Origin of the sequence: Streptomyces mirabilis (assembly GCF_039503195.1) — a bacterium.
Lineage (GTDB): Bacteria > Actinomycetota > Actinomycetes > Streptomycetales > Streptomycetaceae > Streptomyces > Streptomyces mirabilis_D.
In genome coordinates, this window is sequence record NZ_JBCJKP010000001.1 from 216,977 (window position 1) to 235,123 (window position 18,147).

11 protein-coding genes are annotated in these 18,147 nt (G+C 67.7%); 6 read left to right on the forward strand and 5 right to left on the reverse strand.

Annotated elements, in window-relative coordinates; translation table 11 throughout:
* Window positions 1-94 precede the first annotated feature (94 nt).
* A complete protein-coding gene (locus tag AAFF41_RS01200; protein ID WP_343323257.1) occupies window positions 95-1,282 on the reverse strand; it encodes an epoxide hydrolase family protein in 1,188 nt (395 codons plus the stop codon).
* Window positions 1,283-2,488: 1,206 nt separating this feature from the next.
* Here AAFF41_RS01200 and AAFF41_RS01205 point away from each other — a divergent pair.
* Window positions 2,489-3,844 (forward strand): mycothione reductase, encoded by a 1,356-nt coding sequence (locus AAFF41_RS01205; RefSeq protein WP_343323258.1) that lies wholly within the window; start codon window positions 2,489-2,491, stop codon window positions 3,842-3,844.
* 112 nt (window positions 3,845-3,956) lie between these two features.
* On the opposite strand, the gene AAFF41_RS01210 is transcribed toward AAFF41_RS01205, so the two are convergent.
* Window positions 3,957-5,111, reverse strand: coding sequence for an aromatic acid exporter family protein (locus tag AAFF41_RS01210; RefSeq protein WP_343323259.1), 1,155 nt, complete (start codon window positions 5,109-5,111; stop codon window positions 3,957-3,959).
* Between the two features lie 492 nt (window positions 5,112-5,603).
* Here AAFF41_RS01210 and AAFF41_RS01215 point away from each other — a divergent pair, with 492 nt between their 5' ends.
* The 5 genes from AAFF41_RS01215 (at window position 5,604) to AAFF41_RS01235 (ending at window position 11,464) form a co-directional block, all read left to right on the forward strand.
* The gene (locus AAFF41_RS01215) at window positions 5,604-6,077 is read left to right on the forward strand and encodes a VOC family protein (RefSeq protein ID WP_319752851.1); all 474 of its coding nucleotides are present in this window, start codon (window positions 5,604-5,606) and stop codon (window positions 6,075-6,077) included.
* Window positions 6,078-6,551: 474 nt separating this feature from the next.
* The gene (locus tag AAFF41_RS01220; RefSeq protein WP_343323260.1) at window positions 6,552-7,988 is read left to right on the forward strand and encodes a dihydrolipoyl dehydrogenase family protein; all 1,437 of its coding nucleotides are present in this window, start codon (window positions 6,552-6,554) and stop codon (window positions 7,986-7,988) included.
* Between the two features lie 462 nt (window positions 7,989-8,450).
* Window positions 8,451-8,936 (forward strand): MarR family winged helix-turn-helix transcriptional regulator, encoded by a 486-nt coding sequence (locus tag AAFF41_RS01225; protein ID WP_343323261.1) that lies wholly within the window; start codon window positions 8,451-8,453, stop codon window positions 8,934-8,936.
* 225 nt (window positions 8,937-9,161) lie between these two features.
* The gene (locus AAFF41_RS01230; RefSeq protein WP_343323262.1) at window positions 9,162-9,545 is read left to right on the forward strand and encodes a PAS domain S-box protein; all 384 of its coding nucleotides are present in this window, start codon (window positions 9,162-9,164) and stop codon (window positions 9,543-9,545) included.
* An 8-nt stretch (window positions 9,546-9,553) separates the two neighbouring features.
* Complete coding sequence (locus tag AAFF41_RS01235) at window positions 9,554-11,464, forward strand: ATP-binding SpoIIE family protein phosphatase (RefSeq protein ID WP_343323263.1); 1,911 nt, start codon at window positions 9,554-9,556, stop codon at window positions 11,462-11,464.
* 417 nt (window positions 11,465-11,881) lie between these two features.
* On the opposite strand, the gene AAFF41_RS01240 is transcribed toward AAFF41_RS01235, so the two are convergent.
* From AAFF41_RS01240 to AAFF41_RS01250, 3 genes are all read right to left on the reverse strand, one after another.
* Window positions 11,882-13,078, reverse strand: coding sequence for an epoxide hydrolase family protein (locus AAFF41_RS01240; RefSeq protein ID WP_343323264.1), 1,197 nt, complete (start codon window positions 13,076-13,078; stop codon window positions 11,882-11,884).
* A gap of 763 nt (window positions 13,079-13,841) precedes the next feature.
* A complete protein-coding gene (locus AAFF41_RS01245; RefSeq protein ID WP_343323265.1) occupies window positions 13,842-16,640 on the reverse strand; it encodes an ATP-binding protein in 2,799 nt (932 codons plus the stop codon).
* A 768-nt stretch (window positions 16,641-17,408) separates the two neighbouring features.
* The gene (locus AAFF41_RS01250; RefSeq protein WP_319752844.1) at window positions 17,409-17,996 is read right to left on the reverse strand and encodes a TetR/AcrR family transcriptional regulator; all 588 of its coding nucleotides are present in this window, start codon (window positions 17,994-17,996) and stop codon (window positions 17,409-17,411) included.
* Between the last annotated feature and the right edge of the window lie 151 nt (window positions 17,997-18,147).

Consider the following 18,147-nt stretch of genomic DNA (forward strand, 5'->3'; position numbering starts at 1 on the left):
TCGCTGCTTTTGCGGATGCGGGGGCGGCCGGTTGGTGCGGGAAATCAGGCGCCTGTCGGATGAGGCGGCGGGGCGTGGGGAGAGGCGCTGGCGGTTAGCGCAGCGGTCGCAGGCCTTCGCGCAGTTCGTTGACGAAGAGCTTGGGCTGCTCCCAGGCGGCGAAGTGGCCGCCGGTGGGGAGGGTGTTGTAGTGGATCAGGTTGGGGTAGGCCTTCTCGGCCCAGCTCTTGGGGGCCTCGTAGATCTCGTGGGGGAAGACACTGACGGCCACCGGCAGGGTCACGCCCTTGCTGCCGAAGAACTGGAACTTGTTCTCCCAGTACAGGCGGGCTGCGGAGACCGCGGTGTCCGTCAGCCAGTACAGCGTGACGTTGTCCAGGAAGTCGTCGCGGCTCAGGCCACCGGGGTGGCCGGCGAAGGCGCGGGAGATCAGTTCCTGGCTGGCCGTGTCGTGGTCAAGCAGGTAGGACGCCAGACCCAGCGGGGAATCGGTCAGTCCGACCAGGGTCTGCGGGCGCCGGCCCATCTGGTTGGCGTAGCCGACACGCTTGTAGAAGAAGTCCAGCTGCTCCACCGCCCGCTTCTCGTCCGAGGAGAAGCTGCTGGTGTCCACCGGGTTTCCGGCGAAGAGCGCGGCGTCGACCGCGGGCGGAACCACACCAGCCATGTTGGTGTGGATACCGGCCAGCCCCTGAGGCTTCTGCAGAGCCATCAGGTCCACGATGACCGCACCCCAGTCGCCGCCCTGCGCGGCGTACTTGGTGTAGCCCAGACGCTTCATCAGCTCAGCCCAGGCTCGGGCGATGTGGTCCGGGCCCCAGCCGGTCGTGGTCGGCTTACCGGAGAAGCCGTAACCGGGCATCGAGGGGATCACCACATGGAAGGCATCCGACGCCTTCCCGCCATGCGCGGTGGGGTTGACCAGCGGGTCGATGATCTTCAGCTGCTCGATGACCGAACCCGGCCAGCCGTGCGTGACGATCAGCGGCAGCGCACCCTCATGCTTGGAACGGACGTGGAGGAAATGGATGTCCACCCCGTCGATCTCGGTGAGGAACTGCGGGTAGGAGTTCAGCTTCGCCTCCACCTTGCGCCAGTCGTAGCCCGACGCCCAGTAACCGGCGATCTGCTTCACCGTCTCCAGCTTCGTACCCTGCGACAGGTCGGAGACGGTCTCCTTCCCCGGCAACCGCGCAGACACGACACGTGCATGCAGTTCCTTGAGCTCTGCCTCGGGGATATTGACCTTGAACGGGCGGATCGTAGTGGATGCGACGGACATTTCAGCCTCCTGGTCGTGCAATTGATTATCGGAAAGGACTGTGCAGCACTTCCGTCGATGCAAATGGATATGTGAATTCGCCTGCCCAAGAGCGGCGAAGGTTGGCAGTGGAGCATCCCCGGCGTTGGGGTAGGCCTTTCTCGCCCAGTTCCTGGCCCTGGAGAGTGCGCCGGGAGCATGCTCTGCAACTGACCGGAGACGTCTCTCTCCTGGGCCAGCACGCGGTCTTGGTCCGCACACTCAGGTCCTCAAGTGCCGCCTGGTGAACGGGGACTGGGACGGACTACCGGCGTTCCGGGAGTGGAATACACGCCGGGTTCCTTGCATCTGGAGTTAATGATGCCGGGTTCCCAAGAATTCCTCCCGAGATGAGCCCGCCATCTCTTCCTGCGGCCAGCGCGGACTCACCGCGCCACCCGTTCCCGTTCTGACGACTCCATTAACAGTAGGGCCCGGCTGCCATTCCCGTAATCTGTCACATGGCTGCAGGTACCGAGGCAGAGGCTGCGATTACTTAGGTAACCGCACGAGTCTGCGGGACCGCACCTACGTGCTCCATACAGAAGACCAGGCACTGATGCGAGCCGAGGCGCGGCCATCCGGCCGCCGAAGATGATCGAGTACTCGATCCGGCGGCAGAAGCGCACCCCGGAGTAGCACCTCGCCGAGACCCTTCGCACCCGATCCGCGTCGGAGACGGGCAGCACGTTGAGTCCGAGCTTCAAACCACGGCGATGTCCTCGCTTCTGTCTCAACAGGTGGTCGCAGTCGACGGGCGCTAGTTCCGTCCTCGCCAACCCACGAAAAACCTATCGCCACATCACCTTGTACACAAGTTAATTTGGAGCACGTAAAGAGTGGCAAAGGTCACCGTGCCCGAGGGGAGGCCGTGCGGGCGAGGTCGACCATCGTCCCCGGCTGCGCGACCGACGCGCCTTGAGCACCAGATACCTGCAGCCGCGCCGAGTGCCCGGCCACCTCGACCATCGTGGTCCCCCTACCTCGGGGCGACACCATCCGCGCAGACAACCGTGCCCCTGCGGAGGCGACGTGTCCGCCTCACCCGCAGGGGCGCAGGGCCACCGGCCCTGGTCTTCGTGCTGTTGGTGGGAGGGGGACGTCCCAGCCAGAATTGTGATTGGTGGACTGCGCTCTGCCGACCGGGCACTGCACGGTCGGCATCTCCCCTGTGGAAGGCGGACGGGCATGCGTCACTACGATCTCGTCGTCCTGGGGGCAGGCAGCGGCAACATGCTGCTCAACGAGGAATTCGATCACCTCGAGACCGCCATTGTCGAACCTGACCGTTTCGGCGGCACGTGCCTCAACCGCGGGTGCATCCCGAGCAAGATGTTCGTCATCGCGGCGGACGCGGCCGAGGACGCACGGGCGGCCGAGCGACTTGGCGTGCACACGTGTATCGCGCCCGTCGACTGGAAAGCCGTCCGTGACCGGGTGTTCAGCCGCATCGATCCGCTGCACGAGAGTGCGGTTGACTACCGCAGGAAGAACGGTGTCGACGTGTACACCGAGGAGGCACGGTTCGTCGCCCCGAAGGTGGTCCAGGTCGGAGACGAGCGGATCACCGCCGACACATTTGCCATAGCGGTCGGGTCACGGCCGGTAGTACCGGACATCCCCGGCCTCGACACCGTGGCGTACCACACCTCGGACACCATCATGCGGATTGATGATGTGCCCCCGTCCATGGTCGTGATCGGGGGCGGCTTCATCGCGGCCGAGTTCGGCCACGTGTTCAGCGCCTTCGGCACCAGCATCACCATCGTGCAGCGCGGGCCGCGTCTGCTGATGGCGGAGGACGAGCAAGTGTCGGCGCGCTTCACGGAACTCGCGTCCCGGCGGCATCGTGTGCTTCTCGATGCAGAGGTCGCATCCGTCGAACCGCATGGGGACGGTGTGGCCGCCACCGTGGTGTGCCCGGACGGGGAGCAGGTCATCGATGCTGCCCTGCTGCTGGTCTGCGTCGGCCGCAGGCCCAACACCGACCGGCTGCGGGCCGTCGTCGGCGGGCTTGAACTCGACGAGCACGGCCACATAGCCGCCGACGGTGCCTATCGCACGTCCGTGCCGGGCGTCTGGGCGCTCGGTGACGCGGTGAACCACTTCCAGCTCAAACACATGGCGAACGCTGAATCACGGCTCGTGCGGCACAACATCCTCCATCCGGACGACGCGCGGACGCTCACGAACAAGGTGGCGCCGCATGCGGTGTTCACCAGCCCGCAGATCGCTGGTGTCGGCCTTACAGAGCAGGAAGCACGCCGGCACCAGGTCGACTACCGCGTGAGTGTCCGTGACTACGCGGACACCGCATACGGGTGGGCCCTGGAGGACACCACCGGCTTCGCCAAGGTCCTGGCCGACCCAGCCGAGCGCACGATTCTCGGCGCTCACATCATCGGCCCCCAGGCCGCGACGCTCATACAGCCGCTGATCCAGGCCATGGCCTTGGGGCTGACGGTAGATCAGGTGGGACGTGACGTGCTGTATATCCATCCGGCCCTGACCGAGGTCGTCGAACAAGCTCTGCTGGCCCTGTAGTGGCCGACGCCCGACGACGGACCGCAGATGTACTGGTCTGCCGGTGGCTCATACGCGTCCAGGCATCTGGTCCATCTCGTCGGCACCGGGTGTACCCGCTTGGACGGTCCGGTCAGGTGGCGGGCAGGGCGTGGGTGTCGGTGCGCTCGAGGTCGATCAGTAGCCGCTCGAGGTCGGTCATCAGCGATCCGTAGACGTGCCAGGCATGTGGGCGGGCCAGGGTGCCGTGCCCGACCAGGTTGGTCATGGTGTCGTGCCAGGACTGGGCGCGTTCCAACGCCCCCCGCAGCCGCTTCCGGGCGGCGTCCTGGTCGGCCGGCTCCGGCCCGTACGGTGCGACGAACGTCTCCACCGCATCGCCGGCCAGCTCCAGCAGCTCGGCGTAGCGCTCCAGGAAGACCGGGCCGAGGCAGCGGGCGCCCCCGTCGTCCGCATTGTCGGCGAGTGTCCGGGCGATGCCGCGGATCTGGAATGAGACACCGCGCAGAGCGTGCCATAGCTCACTGTGTGTAACCGAGCCGCAGCGGCCGAAGGCGCAGCGGGTGTTCCAGCGCAAGGACTCCTGGCCCTCCTCAACGTGCTGCTGCGCCTCACCGACCAGCCGCTCCAAGCCGCGGGCCTGCTCCAGCCAGAGGTCGGCCCGGTCGAGGTCTTGGCGCTCGCACAGGCCGCCGCCCATCTGGCGGAGCAGCGCGCCCATCGACCCGGCGAGATCACGGATGGCGGTGTCGGACTGGGCGAGGTGGAGTGGCGGCAGGACGAGAGCGTTCACCGCGATACCGGTTGCTCCGCCCAGTACGGTGCCGATCGCCGCGAGGATCGCATGGCCGACCGGGGCCGCGGTGGCCGCGGTGGCCGCAGCGAGGGTGAGCACCGCGCTGGAGGCGATTTGCAGACGGTCGTCGGAGATCTGGCGGCCTGCGGTGACCAGGGTGATCGCCAGGACGGCGGCCACCGTTCCGACGGCCGAGCCGAGCAGCCAGACCACCAAGAGCGCCAGCGCGGTTCCGGCGATCCGGGTGAAGGCGCTGTGCAGGGCCCGGTTCACCGAGCGGTAGACGGTGGAGGTGTTCACCAGGAGCAGCGCACCGGCCACGGCAAGGTACTGGTCCTGCACGGGCATCCAGCGGATGGTGGCACCCCACGCAAGCACCGCGGCGATCAGGCTCTTGAAGAGGTGCACGGCGGCGTGGCTGTCGCCCGAGCGAGGCGTGTGGGTCCACGAGGCCGCTTTGAACGACGGATAGGACGCAAAAGAAAAACGCACAAAAGGTAGATTGCCACAGGCTTGCTTGGTCGACGGGTGCCCTCCATCACATCCGGCCGCGCCAGACATGATGCGATCAGCCCATTTCGCAGGCCGGCATACGACTCCACGGGGTGCGCACGGCACCACGGCATCTGTCGCTGTCTCCTTCGTCACAGGTTCCACGCGCAAACTTTGCTTGTGCACTCGGTATATTCGGGCACAGGCCGGAGACGACAGCTCTCCGACACCGCTCTCCCGCTGCAGGCTCCGTCCTCGCGACGGACACGGCAACGAAGCCATCAGCGAGCGGTAGGCCCCAGGCACCTCTTGGTGCATCGTCCCCGGCCCGCTCGTCAGCACCGGCCCGTGCGTTGCGGCCCGTGGGTCATTGCCCTGTCCACCGCGACAGCAGCGACGACGGACATACCTGCGTCCGCTGCACCCGGGCTATCGGCCGGCTGCACCCAAAGTGCACAACTTCCCCGACACCACAAAGAAGGACACCCCCCAATGAACCTGAAACTTGAACTCCTCGTACTGCCCGTCTCGGACGTCGACCGCGCCAAGGCCTTCTACGAGGCCCTGGGGTTCCGCCTGGACGTGGACTACACCGCCAACGAGGAATTCCGGGTGGTGCACTTCACACCGCCGGGCTCGGAGTGCTCGATCATCTTCGGCGACGGTATGACCACCGCCGCGCCCGGCTCGACCCAGGGCCTCTACCTCATCGTCTCGGACATCGAGCAGGCCCGCACCGACCTCGTCGCCCGCGGCATCGATGTCAGCGAGATCTTCCACGACGCCGGAGGCCTGCTCCACCACGGCCACGACGCCGGGGACACCGTGCACAACGGTCCCGGCCAGGAGCGGCTTGCCGGTGTGCACCCCGAGCGCGCTTCCTACGGCTCCTACCTCACCTTCAGCGACCCGGACGGCAACGGCTGGGTGCTCCAGGAGGTGAAGCAGCGGCTCGCCGGCCGCTGACAGCACACCGGCACGGCCGGGCACGGTCGGCCGTGACCGTCCCCGGCCACGACCCCCGACCCGAGTGCATCACCGGCAAACCCGAACCGGACCCGGCAGCAAGCACACGGCGACGTACTCCGGGCAGCCCGAGTCTCGGGTGCTGACGCCGGACCGCTGGGTGTGCAGGCAAGCATCACCGCCCAGCGGTCCGGCCACCACCGGGCCGCGCCAACCGCCCGGACTGATCTAGCTTGACCAGCCATATCCGTCCGCGATGCGGCAGACCTCCCGGCCACCGGGCAGCGGCTGAACACCCAGCACGCGGCCGCACGGCCCTTCCATCAGACACCCGGAGTTCGACCTCGGGTGCCACCGAAGCACCGTCACCGGCCAGGCATCAAGCCGCTTCGGCGACGAACCGGCGTGCAGCAGACACCGCTACAGGCACGCAAGCCGGAACAGCTGGCTTAGTGACGCAAGAACGGAGCAGTGATGAACGAAACCCGCACCTACGATGTGATTGTCATCGGCGCAGGTCCGGTCGGTGAGAACGTGGCCGAACGGGCCCGCGCCGCCGGTCTCAGCACCGTGATCGTCGAACGAGAACTCCTCGGCGGCGAGTGCTCGTACTGGGCCTGTGACCCCAGCAAGGCCCTGCTCCGGCCGGTGGTGGCGCACGCCGACGCGCGCCGCATACCAGGCCTGCGCCAGGCAGTCACCGGACCCCTGGACGTCGCCGCGGTCCTCGCCCACCGCGACGCCATGGCCTCGCACTGGATGGACGACGATCAGGTTGCATGGCTGAACTCGGTGGACGTCGACCTGATCCGCGGCCATGGCCGGCTTGCCGGCACCCGCCAGGTCGCCGTGCAGACTGCCGAAGGCCACACCATCCAGTTGACCGCCCGGCATGCCGTGGCCATCTCCACCGGCACCAGCGCCGCCCTGCCCCCCATGCCCGGAATCGAGGCCGTCGACCCCTGGACCAGCCGCGAGGCCACCAGCGCCGCCCAGGTACCCAGGCGCCTCGCCGTGGTCGGCGGCGGCGTGGTGGCCGTCGAAATGGCCACCGCCTGGCAGGCCCTGGGCTCCCAGGTCACCATGCTGGTCCTCGAGAATGCGCTGCTGGAGCGGATGGAGCCGTTCGCAGGCGAGATGGTCGCCGACGGACTGCGCGACGCCGGCGTCGACATCCGCTTCGGGGTCTCCGTGACTTCCCTTGTGCGTGAGGGCGGTAGCAACCGGGAAGTGCGGATCACGCTGTCGGACGGGAGTGAACTGGCTGCGGACGAGATCCTGTTGGCCACCGGCCGGGCCCCGCGCACCGCCGACCTCGGCCTGGAGACCGTCGGCCTCACCCCCGGTGACTGGCTCACCGTGGACGACACCTTCCGCGTGACGGCCATCGCCGACGACTGGCTCTACGCAGTGGGTGACGTCAACCGCCGTGCCCTGATGACCCACCAGGGAAAGTATCAGGCCCGGATCGCCGGCGCCGTCATCGGCGCCCGGGCCAACGGCGAGCCTGTCGATGACACCGCGTGGGGCGCCCACGCCGCCACCGCCGACCACGCCGCTGTGCCCCAGGTCGTCTTCACCCACCCGGAAGTCGCCGCCGTCGGCCTGACCACCCGCGAGGCCGAGCAGAACGGACGCCGGATCAAGGTCGTGGACTACGACCTCGCACACGTCGCCGGTGCCCACCAGTACGGCGAGGACTACCGCGGCAGGGCCCGCATGCTCATCGACCTCGACCGCGGCACCGTCGCCGGAGTCACCTTCACCGGCCCCGGCGTCGGCGAACTCGTGCACTCCGCCACCATCGCCGTCGCAGGCGAAGTCCCGCTCGAGCGGCTCTGGCACGCCGTCCCCGCCTTCCCCACCCTCGGTGAAGTCTGGCTCAGGCTTCTCGAAGCCCACCGAGGCTGACAACCACACCCCCGCGCCGAGAGGACGCGCCACCGGGCAACCCAGGAAAGACCCCCGCGCGGCAACCGAGACCGTATCCCGGTTGCGCGGGGACAGTGGTCAGCGAAGGTGGCGTGGGCGGCCTGCTCAATGGTGCTGGAAGACCGAGACGGACCGACACGCTCCCGCCCGCACCTGCGGGAGCGAAAGGCGGCGATGGTGACCAGCGCCTTGCCCATTGAAGGCGGTGGCCTGGGGGATCACGGCGCTGCCACGAGACGGGGTGGCAAGCATCGTTTCAGGGTGCCGACGGCAGCCGGCGGGCGATTTGAGGCCCCAATCCTCCTGCCGGAGCGTAGCGAGGTACCCCCATGTACCCGTCACCAGTTTACCTTGCGTCCAATATAAGATTGGGCGTTGAACCGTTGCGCTCGATTGGACGTAGCCTTGTGAGTGAAGGACAAGCGGGAGAGAGGAGTCGTGATGAGTGAGTCCAAGGGGGGCAGTGAACCAGACGTCGAGCAGGTCCAGGCGCCCGAGGGCAGTCTGCTTCTCGAGGATCAGATGTGCTTCGCCCTGTATGCGGCGCAGCGGGCGCTGACGAACCGCTACCGTCCGTTGCTGGAGGAGCTCGATCTGACCTATCCCCAGTACCTGGTGATGCTGGTCCTGTGGGAGCACGGCGCCCTGTCCATCAAGACCCTGGGCACGCTTTTGCAGCTCGACTACGGCACTCTGACGCCGCTTCTCAAGCGTCTGCAAGCACGCGAGCTGATCCGGCGCGAACGGCAGGCAAGCGACGAGCGCTCGGTGCAGATCACCCTCACCCCGCAAGGGGCCGAGCTCCGCGAACGCGCTCGCCCCATCCCCGCCGCCATAGGCAAGGCCGTGGGCTTGGCCGACTGGGAGGTCGGCGCTGCCAAGTCCCTCCTGGAGCGTCTGACCGCCAACGTCACCGCGCACGACTGACCCGGCTGCCGCCTTTCGCCGATCCGCCGCGAGCGACGTCTCGGACCAGATCGCGGCCGAGGCCCGTGCCGGGCTGGTACCACGACGGTGAGCGTCCTAGCGCGCCCGGTTGCTGCATGAGCCAGGGCGGGGCTTTCTGGAGAAGAGCCGCCCGGTGTATCTGCCGGGTGGACGAGCCTGCCGCCGGCACAGGGTGGGCAGGGATCCAGGCGGAGGTGCTTTGGGATGCCCGACAATGACGTGCTTGCGCTCATTGACGAGGGCGGCCGAGTGGTCGAGTGGGGACGCCTGGCGGAGGAGCTGTTCGGATGGTCCGCCGAGGAGGCTGTCGGCCAGTCTCTGAGCGTGCTCATGCGCGAGGCCGCCACGTCTGACGACTGGCGGCGGAAACGGTTCTCCGAGACGGCCGCTGTGCTGGTCAAGCCAGTGCTGCAGGGCACCTCCATGGTGTGGCAGGTGACCGTAACCGAGGATGCCGTCTCAAGGCAGGACAAGGCGGTCCTGCAGACCGTGTTCTCCCAGTCCGCGGTGGAACTGTACGTGCTGGACGACCAGCTGCGCGTGGTCCGCATGAGCCCCCCGCCCACGGGCTGCAGGAAGGCACGGTAAAACACCTGGTGGGTAGGTATTTCACCGAGGTGTACGCCTTTGAACGCCCCGAGGACGAAGCCGCCGTGGCGCAAGGCGTCCTCGAAAGCGGGGAGCCGGTGGTCGATCGGCTCCTCCGAGACGTCGAGGTGCCGGGTCGGCCCGGAAGGCGCATCTTCACCGTCTCCTACTTCCGCCTGGAAGATTCCCACGGCGATGTGCTCGGACTGGTGGTGCCCGTGGTCGACGTCACCGAACGGGAAAACGCCCGCAACCGCCTGGCGCTGCTGGACACGGTCCGCGCCCAGGTGGGGCACCGGATGCACGTGATGGACGTGTGCCGGGAGCTGGTGGAGGCAGTGGTGCCCAGCTTCGCGGGCAGCGCCGACGTCGAGGTGGTCGAGGACGTCGTCCGCGGAGAGGACCCTCCCCCGACCCCGGCCCCACAGGACCTTCCCCTGCGCCGTACGGCGTCCCGGAGCCTCATCTGCGGAGCCCCGGTCGCAACCGTTCGCCCCCTGCCCCCTGCTACCCCCTACTCGCGCATCCTGTCCGACCTCAGGCCGCGGCTCGTCGCAATCGAGGAGGACAGCTCCTGGCTGGCCGCCGACCCGATCCGAGCCGCCGTGATCAAACGATCAGGAGCCCACTGCATGATCGTGGCGCCGCTGACCTTGCACGGCCAGGCTCTGGGCGTAGTCAGCTTCTACCGCCACCAGAACGAAGCCCCCTTCGAGGAGGACGACGTCATGGTGGCATCCGCAATGTGCGCTCATGCCGCACTGTGCCTCAACAACGCCCATCGGTACATGCGTGAATGGATCATCGCATCCACTGCTCAACGCAGGCTTCTCCCCCGGCCTCCGGCAACACGGACCACCGTGGAAATCTCTCCACTGCACCTTCCCAGTCCCCAGGGCGGCGGCGCTTGGTACGACGCGATCCCGCTGCCCGGCGTGCGGACCGCGCTGATCGTCGGCGACGTCGCAAGGCAGGGCATCGCCGCAGCCATCACCATGGGCCTGCTACGGACCGCCGTTCACACCCTCGCGGCCCTGGACCTGCCGCCCGACGAGCTACTGGCCCGTCTCAGCGACACCGCGGCCCGCCTGCTGTCCGCACGCGCCGCGATGCCTCCCATGGACCCCCTCGACCGCGAGCCGCTCACCGCCAGATGCGCCATCGCAATCTACGACCCGGTCGAGCTCACCTGCACCATCGCCCGTGCCGGCTTGCCGGAACCAGTCGCAGTCTTCCCCGACGGCACCTCGGCCGTCCTGCCCGCCTCACCAGGCCCCCTGCTCACTGGAACAGACAACGCCCCATTCCCTGCCACCACCGTCGGCCTCCCCGAAGGGAGCACACTGGCGATGGGCACGGCCGCACTCGCGGACGAGGTACTGGCGCCATCCGGCCCTTTGCATCCGCTCCTGGACGGCGCCAGCACCAGGCCCCTGTCTGAGCTACGCGACACCATCGCCTCCGCGTTCCGAGGTTCCCCGAGCAACGAAACCTTGCTGCTGCTCGCCCGCACCAAGGCACTGCCCGCAGACCACGTACTGACCCGCTCACTGCCGGACCACCCCAAGGCAGCCTCGCTCGCCCGCGAAGCGACCCGCCACCAGCTGGAACTGTGGGGCGTGGACGAGGAAACAGCGTCCACCACCGAGCTCATCGTCAGTGAGTTCGTCGGCAACGCAATCCGCTACGGCGCCCCTCCCCTGCGACTGCGCCTGATACTGGAGCAGAAACTGACCTGCGAGGTCAGCGACGCCGCGACCAGCGCCCCGCACGTCAAACATGCCCGCACCATCGACGAGACCGGCCGCGGACTGTTCATCATCGCAGCACTCGCGGACCATTGGGGCGCCCGCTTCCAGGAACAAGGCAAGAGCGTCTGGGCAGAGCAGTCGATGGCACACCCGCTGTCACTGAAGTAACGGGCATTGCACGACGATCATCTGGCGGTGGGTGCTGCCTTTGCGTCCCGCTCCGTCGCTGGCGCGGTGGTGGGGCAGCGAGAGCTTCGGGCCGGCGATGCCGCCCTTGTCCAGGAAACCCGAGGCCCCGCAGGGCTTCGAAGGCTGCCGGTCCATGGTGTCGGCCCTTCGCGGGTCGGCGAGTTCCGGCGAGCGAGGGGCATCGACGCCCAGAGATGTGGATGGGAGCGCAGTGCACTATCAGCTCTACGACCACGCACGGACGGGAGGCTGTGTGCCCACCTCCGGCTGTCGAGGGTCTCAACTGCGAGACCCTCGACAGCCCCGGTCTAGTGCCGTACTCGCCGACCCAGGCCCTGCGGGGCGGGCATTGGGGCCCTAGGCCGGGAGCGTGCGCAGATGGTCGGGGACGGTCGTCTAGCGCAGCGGCCGGAAGCCGGCGCGGACCTCATCGACGAGCAGTTGCGGCTGCTCCCAGGCGGCGAAGTGACCGCCCTTGGGGAGCCTGTTGTAGTGGATGAGGTTGGGGTAGGCCTGCTCGGACCAGCTCTTGGGGGCCTGGTAGAGCTCGTCGGGGAAGACGCTCACGGCGACCGGGAGGGTTACGTCGTTGATGCCGAAGAAGGAGGTCTTGTTCTCGGCGTAGAGGCGGGCCGCGGAGACCGCCGTGTTGGTCAGCCAGAAGAGGGTGATGTTGTCCAGGACGTCGTCACGGCTCAGGCCCTCGGTGACTCCGGCGAAGACCCGGGAGATGAGGGCCAGGCTGGCCGCGTCGTGGTCGAGCAGGAAGGCCGCCAGGCCGACCGGGGAGTCCACCAGGCCGGTCAGGGTCTGCGGGCGCGAGCCCATCATGTAGGCGTAGTAGACGTGCCGGTAGACGAAGTCCAGCTGCTCGACAGCGGCCTTCTCCTCGTCGGAGAGCGACAGGCCCGCAGGCAGCGGGTTGCCCGCGATGAGCGCGGCGTCGATGTCCGCCGGAATCACCTTGGGCATGTTGGTGTGGATGCCGATCAGGCCCTCGGGCTCCTGCGCACCCATCAGGTCGGTGACGATCGCGCCCCAGTCGCCGCCCTGCGCGACGTACTTGGTGTAGCCCAGGCGCTTCATCAACTCGCCCCAGGCGCGGGCGATACGCTCGGGCCCCCATCCGGTGGTGGTCGGCTTACCTGAGAAGCCGTATCCGGGCATAGAGGGGATCACTACGTGGAAGGCGTCCGCGGCGCTGCCGCCGTGGGCGGTGGGGTTGACCAGCGGGTCGATGATCTTCAGCTGCTCGATGACCGAGCCTGGCCAGCCATGGGTGACGATCAGCGGCAGCGCGTCCTCATGCTTGGAGCGGACGTGGATGAAGTGGATGTCCAGCCCATCGATCTCGGTGGTGAAATTCGGCAACGCCTTCAGCTTGGCCTCGGCCTTGCGCCAGTCGTACTCCTCCGCCCAGTACCGAGCGAGCTCCTTCATCGTCTCCAGCTGCACGCCCTGCGACTGGTCCGCAACGGTCTCCTTCTCAGGCCACCGCGCCGCCTTGATCCGCGCACGCAGGTCCTCGAGCTCCGCGTCGGAGAACTCGAACGTGAATGGCCGGATCGCAGGGGTTCCGGAAATATCAGACATATTGGTTTCGTTTCCCTTGGTTTCTGAGTTCACTGGAAGCCGTGAAGGGCAGGCGTCGAAGCCGGGCTCGCAGGGATTTCGCCTGCGGTGAACCTGGTCGTGTTCCGCCGCCGGACGGTGGCGTGTTTTCGCGCCGTCCGTCCCTGTTCGGCCGACGCTTCAATACTGGGTGCGGGCTGCCGTCTCGGTAATCCGTCACATGACTTCGGTTGCCAAGGACCGACTGCCGATTGCCTAGGTACGGGTTCACGTCTTCATGAGCGGTCATGAGCAGCCGATCAGTGGTTCAGGTGGAAGGCCAACGAGAAAGCGGTGCTGCTGGTTTCCCGTCGGCTGGGGTGCGGGCAGTCCTCGGCCAAGCCGACCCGGGCGTCGGCAACGACCAGCTGTGTGGGCCTGTTGGCTGCCTGTTGGCTGGCGGTCAGCCATTCCCCCGGCGTCCGGCTGCGGCGGGTCGGTTACGGCATCTGTCGAAGGCGAATTACCAGAGGGGGGTGTGCCGTCCCGCCGGCCCAGACCGTCCGGTGGTCGGGTTACCTAGGCAATCGGCAGGGCCGTTCGGTGGCCAGGTCATGTGACGGATGACGAGGCGGCGGCCCGCACTCCACCATGAACAGGAACTGGCCGGATAGGGGGGTCCGGCGTAGCAGCTCCGTCCTGGGGCGGCACAGAGGGCTGCTTGGTCTGCGGACCCGCATGTGTGATCCCGGGGCTGTTGCCCGTGCCCGGCCCCGGAGGCTGGGACCGGGCGGAATCAGGGGGATCAGATGTCGGAGGCCGTATCGGAATCCAGGGCATCTCGCAGCATGGCCCGCGAGGTGATGCCAAGTTTCGGGAAGAGCTGGTAGAGGTGGGCGCCAATGGTCCGGTGAGAGAGGAAGAGACGTTCGGCGATCTGCTTGTTGGTCAGGCCGGATGCCGCCAGCCGGGCGATCTCCATCTCCTGCGGAGTGAGCGCATGCGTACGTTCTTGTCTCGCACGCCGCGTGTTTGCCCCGGCGGCGCGGAGTTCCTTCCCTGCGCGCTCCGCCCATGGCCGGGCTCCGAGCCGTTCGAAAGTGACCAGGGCGACGCTCAGTGGCTTTCTGGACTTCTCCGTCGCCCTCATACGCCTCAGTCGCTCACCGAGGAACAGCTGTACGCGGGCGTAGTCGAAGGGCCACCGATCCGCTCCAGAGATGTCCAACGCGGTCTTGAACAATCGCACGGCCGCGGCGTCTTCACGTGTACACAACGCGGCGGAGGCTTGCATGGCGAGGGCGAGCCGTGGAGAGAGTGCTGCGACGTCGGCGTCCTGCATCGCCCGCACATGGCGCACGGCCTCCTCCTGGCTGCCGGTGCGGACAGCCGCCTCGACCAGGTCCATCATCACCCACAGAGCGTGCGGCACGTGCGAGGCGAGCCGACCCGCCGGACTGATGGCGCTCGCGTACTGGTAGGCGCTGGAGAAGTCACTGCTTCCCAGGGCGGCGATGGTTGCCGCGTGGTGGGCGTAGTGCAGGGCGCTGTGGACTCCCCGAGGTGTCGCCCAGCGTGTGATCCGGTCGACCGCCGTTCGGCAGGTCGCCTCTTCGCCGCGGGCCGCGGCGACCATCGCCCGGATGGAGAGGAAGTACCAAGAGAAAAAGGTGTATCCGTAGTCGTCGCACAGTCGGCTGCCCTCGTCCGCCAGTTGCTGCGCCTCGTCCCAACTGCCCACGAGGTAGTCGTCCAGGCACAGGTGCATCAGTCCGGCCAGATGCCGGCGGGCCGGACCGCCGGCGCGACCCTGGCGCACCACCCGCCAGGCGGCTTCGCGAACGTCACCCAGCCGATCGAGGTAGAGAGCGGCCGTACCGGTCCTCGCGATCTCGGCGGGATCGGTCTGTTGCGGCAGTTCCGCGAGGAGCCGCTCAAGTTCCTCACGTGCCGCAGCGCCCGTGCGCGCCGGGTCGGAGAACGTCTTGGCCGCTGCGGACAGGGTCGGCGGAACCTTTGGCCTGAGCCGCTCCAGCGCGGTGTAGAAGGGGCGCCACAGTTCCTGCCGCCCGCCGTAGAAGCAGATCAGCAGAAGAAGATGGAGGGCGTCGATGAGTGCCGCGTCCCGCGCGTCGTACTCGTGAGGGGTGTCCTCGATGGCACAGACCAGCAGCCGGTGGGCCGTGTCGAGGTCGCTGTCACCGTTGAGAAGCAGGACAGCTTCTGCGGCGGCGGAGCGCAGGGAGACCTGCACAGTCGGGCCGGCCTGCCGGACGTCGTCGAGGAGCGCTTGGGCACTGTGCAGCGAGCCGGTGGATTCGGCACCGATGTAGGCGGCTTCAGCCAGCCGACGACCGCGCTCGGGGCCGTGCGGGGTCAGTGCCGCGGACCTCATCAGCGTCCGCACACTCCCCACGGCGTCACCGCGTTGCAGGGTCAGGCACGCGGCGTGTTCCAGGAGCGCGGCCACATGCTCGTCCGGTTCCAGGGTCGCCTCGCCCAAATGCCAGGCCTGGCGCTCGGGCTGCTCCGCCAGGGCGTGGGCGAGCGCGCGGTGTGCCGCGTGCCGCGCGCCGCTCGCGGAGGTCTCCACGGAGGCGGAGCGAACCAGCGGGTGGCGGAAGCTCAGCCGCCGGGTCTCCAGGTCAATGTGCACCAGGTGAGCCCGTTCGGCAGGTGCGAGATCATCCAGGGCGTCCCCGAGGCCAGCCTGGCGCGCGGCCGCCTGAAGGATGCCGAGATCGCCGGTCCCCTCCAGCGCCGCCAACAAGATCAGACGTTGCGACCGCTCGGGCAGGCCCGCGATCCGGGAGCCGAAGAGGTTTCCCAGGCGTCGAGGCAGCGGCAGTACGGCGGGCAGTTCCTCCAGCGCGGCAAGCTGTGCCGCGCGCAGCGCCGTCGGCAGCTCCAGCAGCGCCAGGGGGTTGCCCTGAGCGGTGGTCATCAGACGCTCGCGCACCCTGCCGGCGAGGCCCGGGAACCGGCTGGTCAGCAGGTGGTCCGCAGCTTCCTTGTCCAAAGGCGCCAGCGCGTACTCCTGCAGTCCGCCGCTCTCGTACAGGGGCGGTGATCCCGAACGCGCCGCGGCGAGCAGACTCACCCCGCTGCCGGTCATTCTCCGCGCAGCAAAATCCAGTACGGCGGCACTTGGCCGGTCGATCCAGGGCAGGTCGTCAATGATCACCAGCAAGGGCTGGTCGGCGGCGGCCTTCTGCAGCAGGGCCAGCGTGGCGTTGGAGACGACGAGCCTCTGCGGCGGTGGTCCGCTTTGAAAACCCAACGCGACACGGAGCACGTCGCGGTATGTGTTCTCGAGACAGTCCATCGCCTCCTGAAGCGGGAAGAGAACCTGGTTGAGGCCCGAATAGCTGCAATCCGCCTCGAACTGTGTTCCGGTGGCGCGCAGCACCCGGGCCCCAGCCACCGAGGCTGCTTCAGCAACCGCGTCCAGGAGTGCCGACTTCCCGACCCCCGCCTCGCCCGACAACAGCAGCGCTCCGCCTTCGGCTCCCAGACCCAGCAGGTCATGGAGCTGCTTCAGGTCCCTGCTGCGGCCGATCAGGGTGCCTGTCGCGGTCTGCCCGCGGGAGTCACCACTGCTCACCAACACTCTCCTATCAACGTGCAAGGTTTTCATGATCAAGGCCTACGGTGCGGTGCTCATCCGTGACGTAAGCCAGCACCCGCGGCCAGGCCACCTATCGGAACCGGGCTGCCGCGCCGTCGGAATGGAGATCGGTCACAGCCAAAGTCCGCAGATCACCATCGGGAACCGCAAGACATGGGACGAGCCCGGGCGTGCGACGCTCCACGTGAAACAAGGCGGGTTCACGTGACGCCCTCACATGAGAGGGGACCACGGGTTTCGCAGGTGGGCCGGGCGACTTCCTCCCGGAAGGAAGCGGGCCGATTCCACCGGGCTGCAACAGGAACGACGATCGTGCCGAGCGCAGCCTCCCAGTTCCCTGGGGCGCGCTCGCCCATGCCTCTTAAAACAGCATGATGGCCAGGTCCTCCTGGCACACGATGTAGGCGCTGGGCACCGTGGGCCACACGGCCCGGGTGAGGGGGGCAGGTCATCGAGGCCAGCGCTGGGCGCCCGAGTCCGTGGACGTTCCAACAGGGCGGACAGACGCCGCCCATCAGGAAGTGAGAACCGACCACCCACCTCCTGCACAAGGCAGTGAACTAGATGACGGGCTGCACGCCGCCGGCTGCCGCGGCAGCCTCGATGGCGAGCATTGCCCCGGCCCCGACCACCCGATCGAGAATCCCGTTCGACACAGACCGTTCAAGATCGAAAAGCCCTCGCAGGCATCAGCCGGGACAGCATCTGAAGCGATCGCTCGCGCTTCAAGCCGGTGGGTGGGGATCAGGCAGCCGGGTTCGCGGCTCCCAGCCCGCGTCGCTTCAGCTGTTCGGCGACTACCTCCAGAATTTCGTCGGAGAATTCCGGATCGGCTACGGCCCTGGAGATGAGCATGGCACCTACCAGGGCGCTGAGGGTGAGCACCGCCTCGGCCTGTGCCTCCTCGCCGTCGGCTAGGCCGGGGATCAGGTCCAGGTATGTGCGGACCTGCTTTTCGTAGGCGGCCTTGAAGCGCTGGTCGCTGCGCCCAGCCGCGGCACCGAGGGTGACCAGGGCGCAGCCCGTGGCAGGGGCGTCGCGGTGCTGCTTGCCGAGGTAGGCGTCGATCAGGCCGGTCAGCGGTTGCTGCTTGTTCTTCTGCGCGGCTTTCTCCATCTTCGCCGTGCCCTCCGCCAGGGCGCGGGCTGCGGCCTGGGCGATCAGGTCGTCGCGGGAGGCGAAGTGCTTGTAGAAGCCGCCATGCGTGAGTCCCGCCTCCTTCATCAGCTCCGCGACGCCGGGGCGGGTCACGCCCTCCGCACGTACCTTGCGGGCCGCGATGCGCAGCACACGCTCGCGGGATGCCGCCTTCTCCGCCTGTGAGTGCCCCATCCTCGGCCTTCCCTTCGAGAAGCAGCGCCTGCGCACCCTGACAACTAGATGATGGTCATCATACACATGCGTCGGCGTCGGTGGATTGAGCTGCTCGTACTGCCAGACGCTGAACATGATTCGCGTCAGTGCTGTTCTGCGGACGTTCGGG

Excerpts from the sequence above, each read along its gene's own strand:
- AAFF41_RS01200 (WP_343323257.1), bottom strand. The coding sequence starts at position 1,282 with ATGTCCGTCGCATCCACTACGATCCGCCCGTTCAAGGTCAATATCCCC.
- AAFF41_RS01205 (WP_343323258.1), top strand. The coding sequence starts at position 2,489 with ATGCGTCACTACGATCTCGTCGTCCTGGGGGCAGGCAGCGGCAACATG.
- AAFF41_RS01215 (WP_319752851.1), top strand. The coding sequence starts at position 5,604 with ATGAACCTGAAACTTGAACTCCTCGTACTGCCCGTCTCGGACGTCGAC.
- AAFF41_RS01220 (WP_343323260.1), top strand. The coding sequence starts at position 6,552 with ATGAACGAAACCCGCACCTACGATGTGATTGTCATCGGCGCAGGTCCG.
- AAFF41_RS01225 (WP_343323261.1), top strand. The coding sequence starts at position 8,451 with ATGAGTGAGTCCAAGGGGGGCAGTGAACCAGACGTCGAGCAGGTCCAG.
- AAFF41_RS01230 (WP_343323262.1), top strand. The coding sequence starts at position 9,162 with ATGCCCGACAATGACGTGCTTGCGCTCATTGACGAGGGCGGCCGAGTG.
- AAFF41_RS01240 (WP_343323264.1), bottom strand. The coding sequence starts at position 13,078 with ATGTCTGATATTTCCGGAACCCCTGCGATCCGGCCATTCACGTTCGAG.
- AAFF41_RS01250 (WP_319752844.1), bottom strand. The coding sequence starts at position 17,996 with ATGGGGCACTCACAGGCGGAGAAGGCGGCATCCCGCGAGCGTGTGCTG.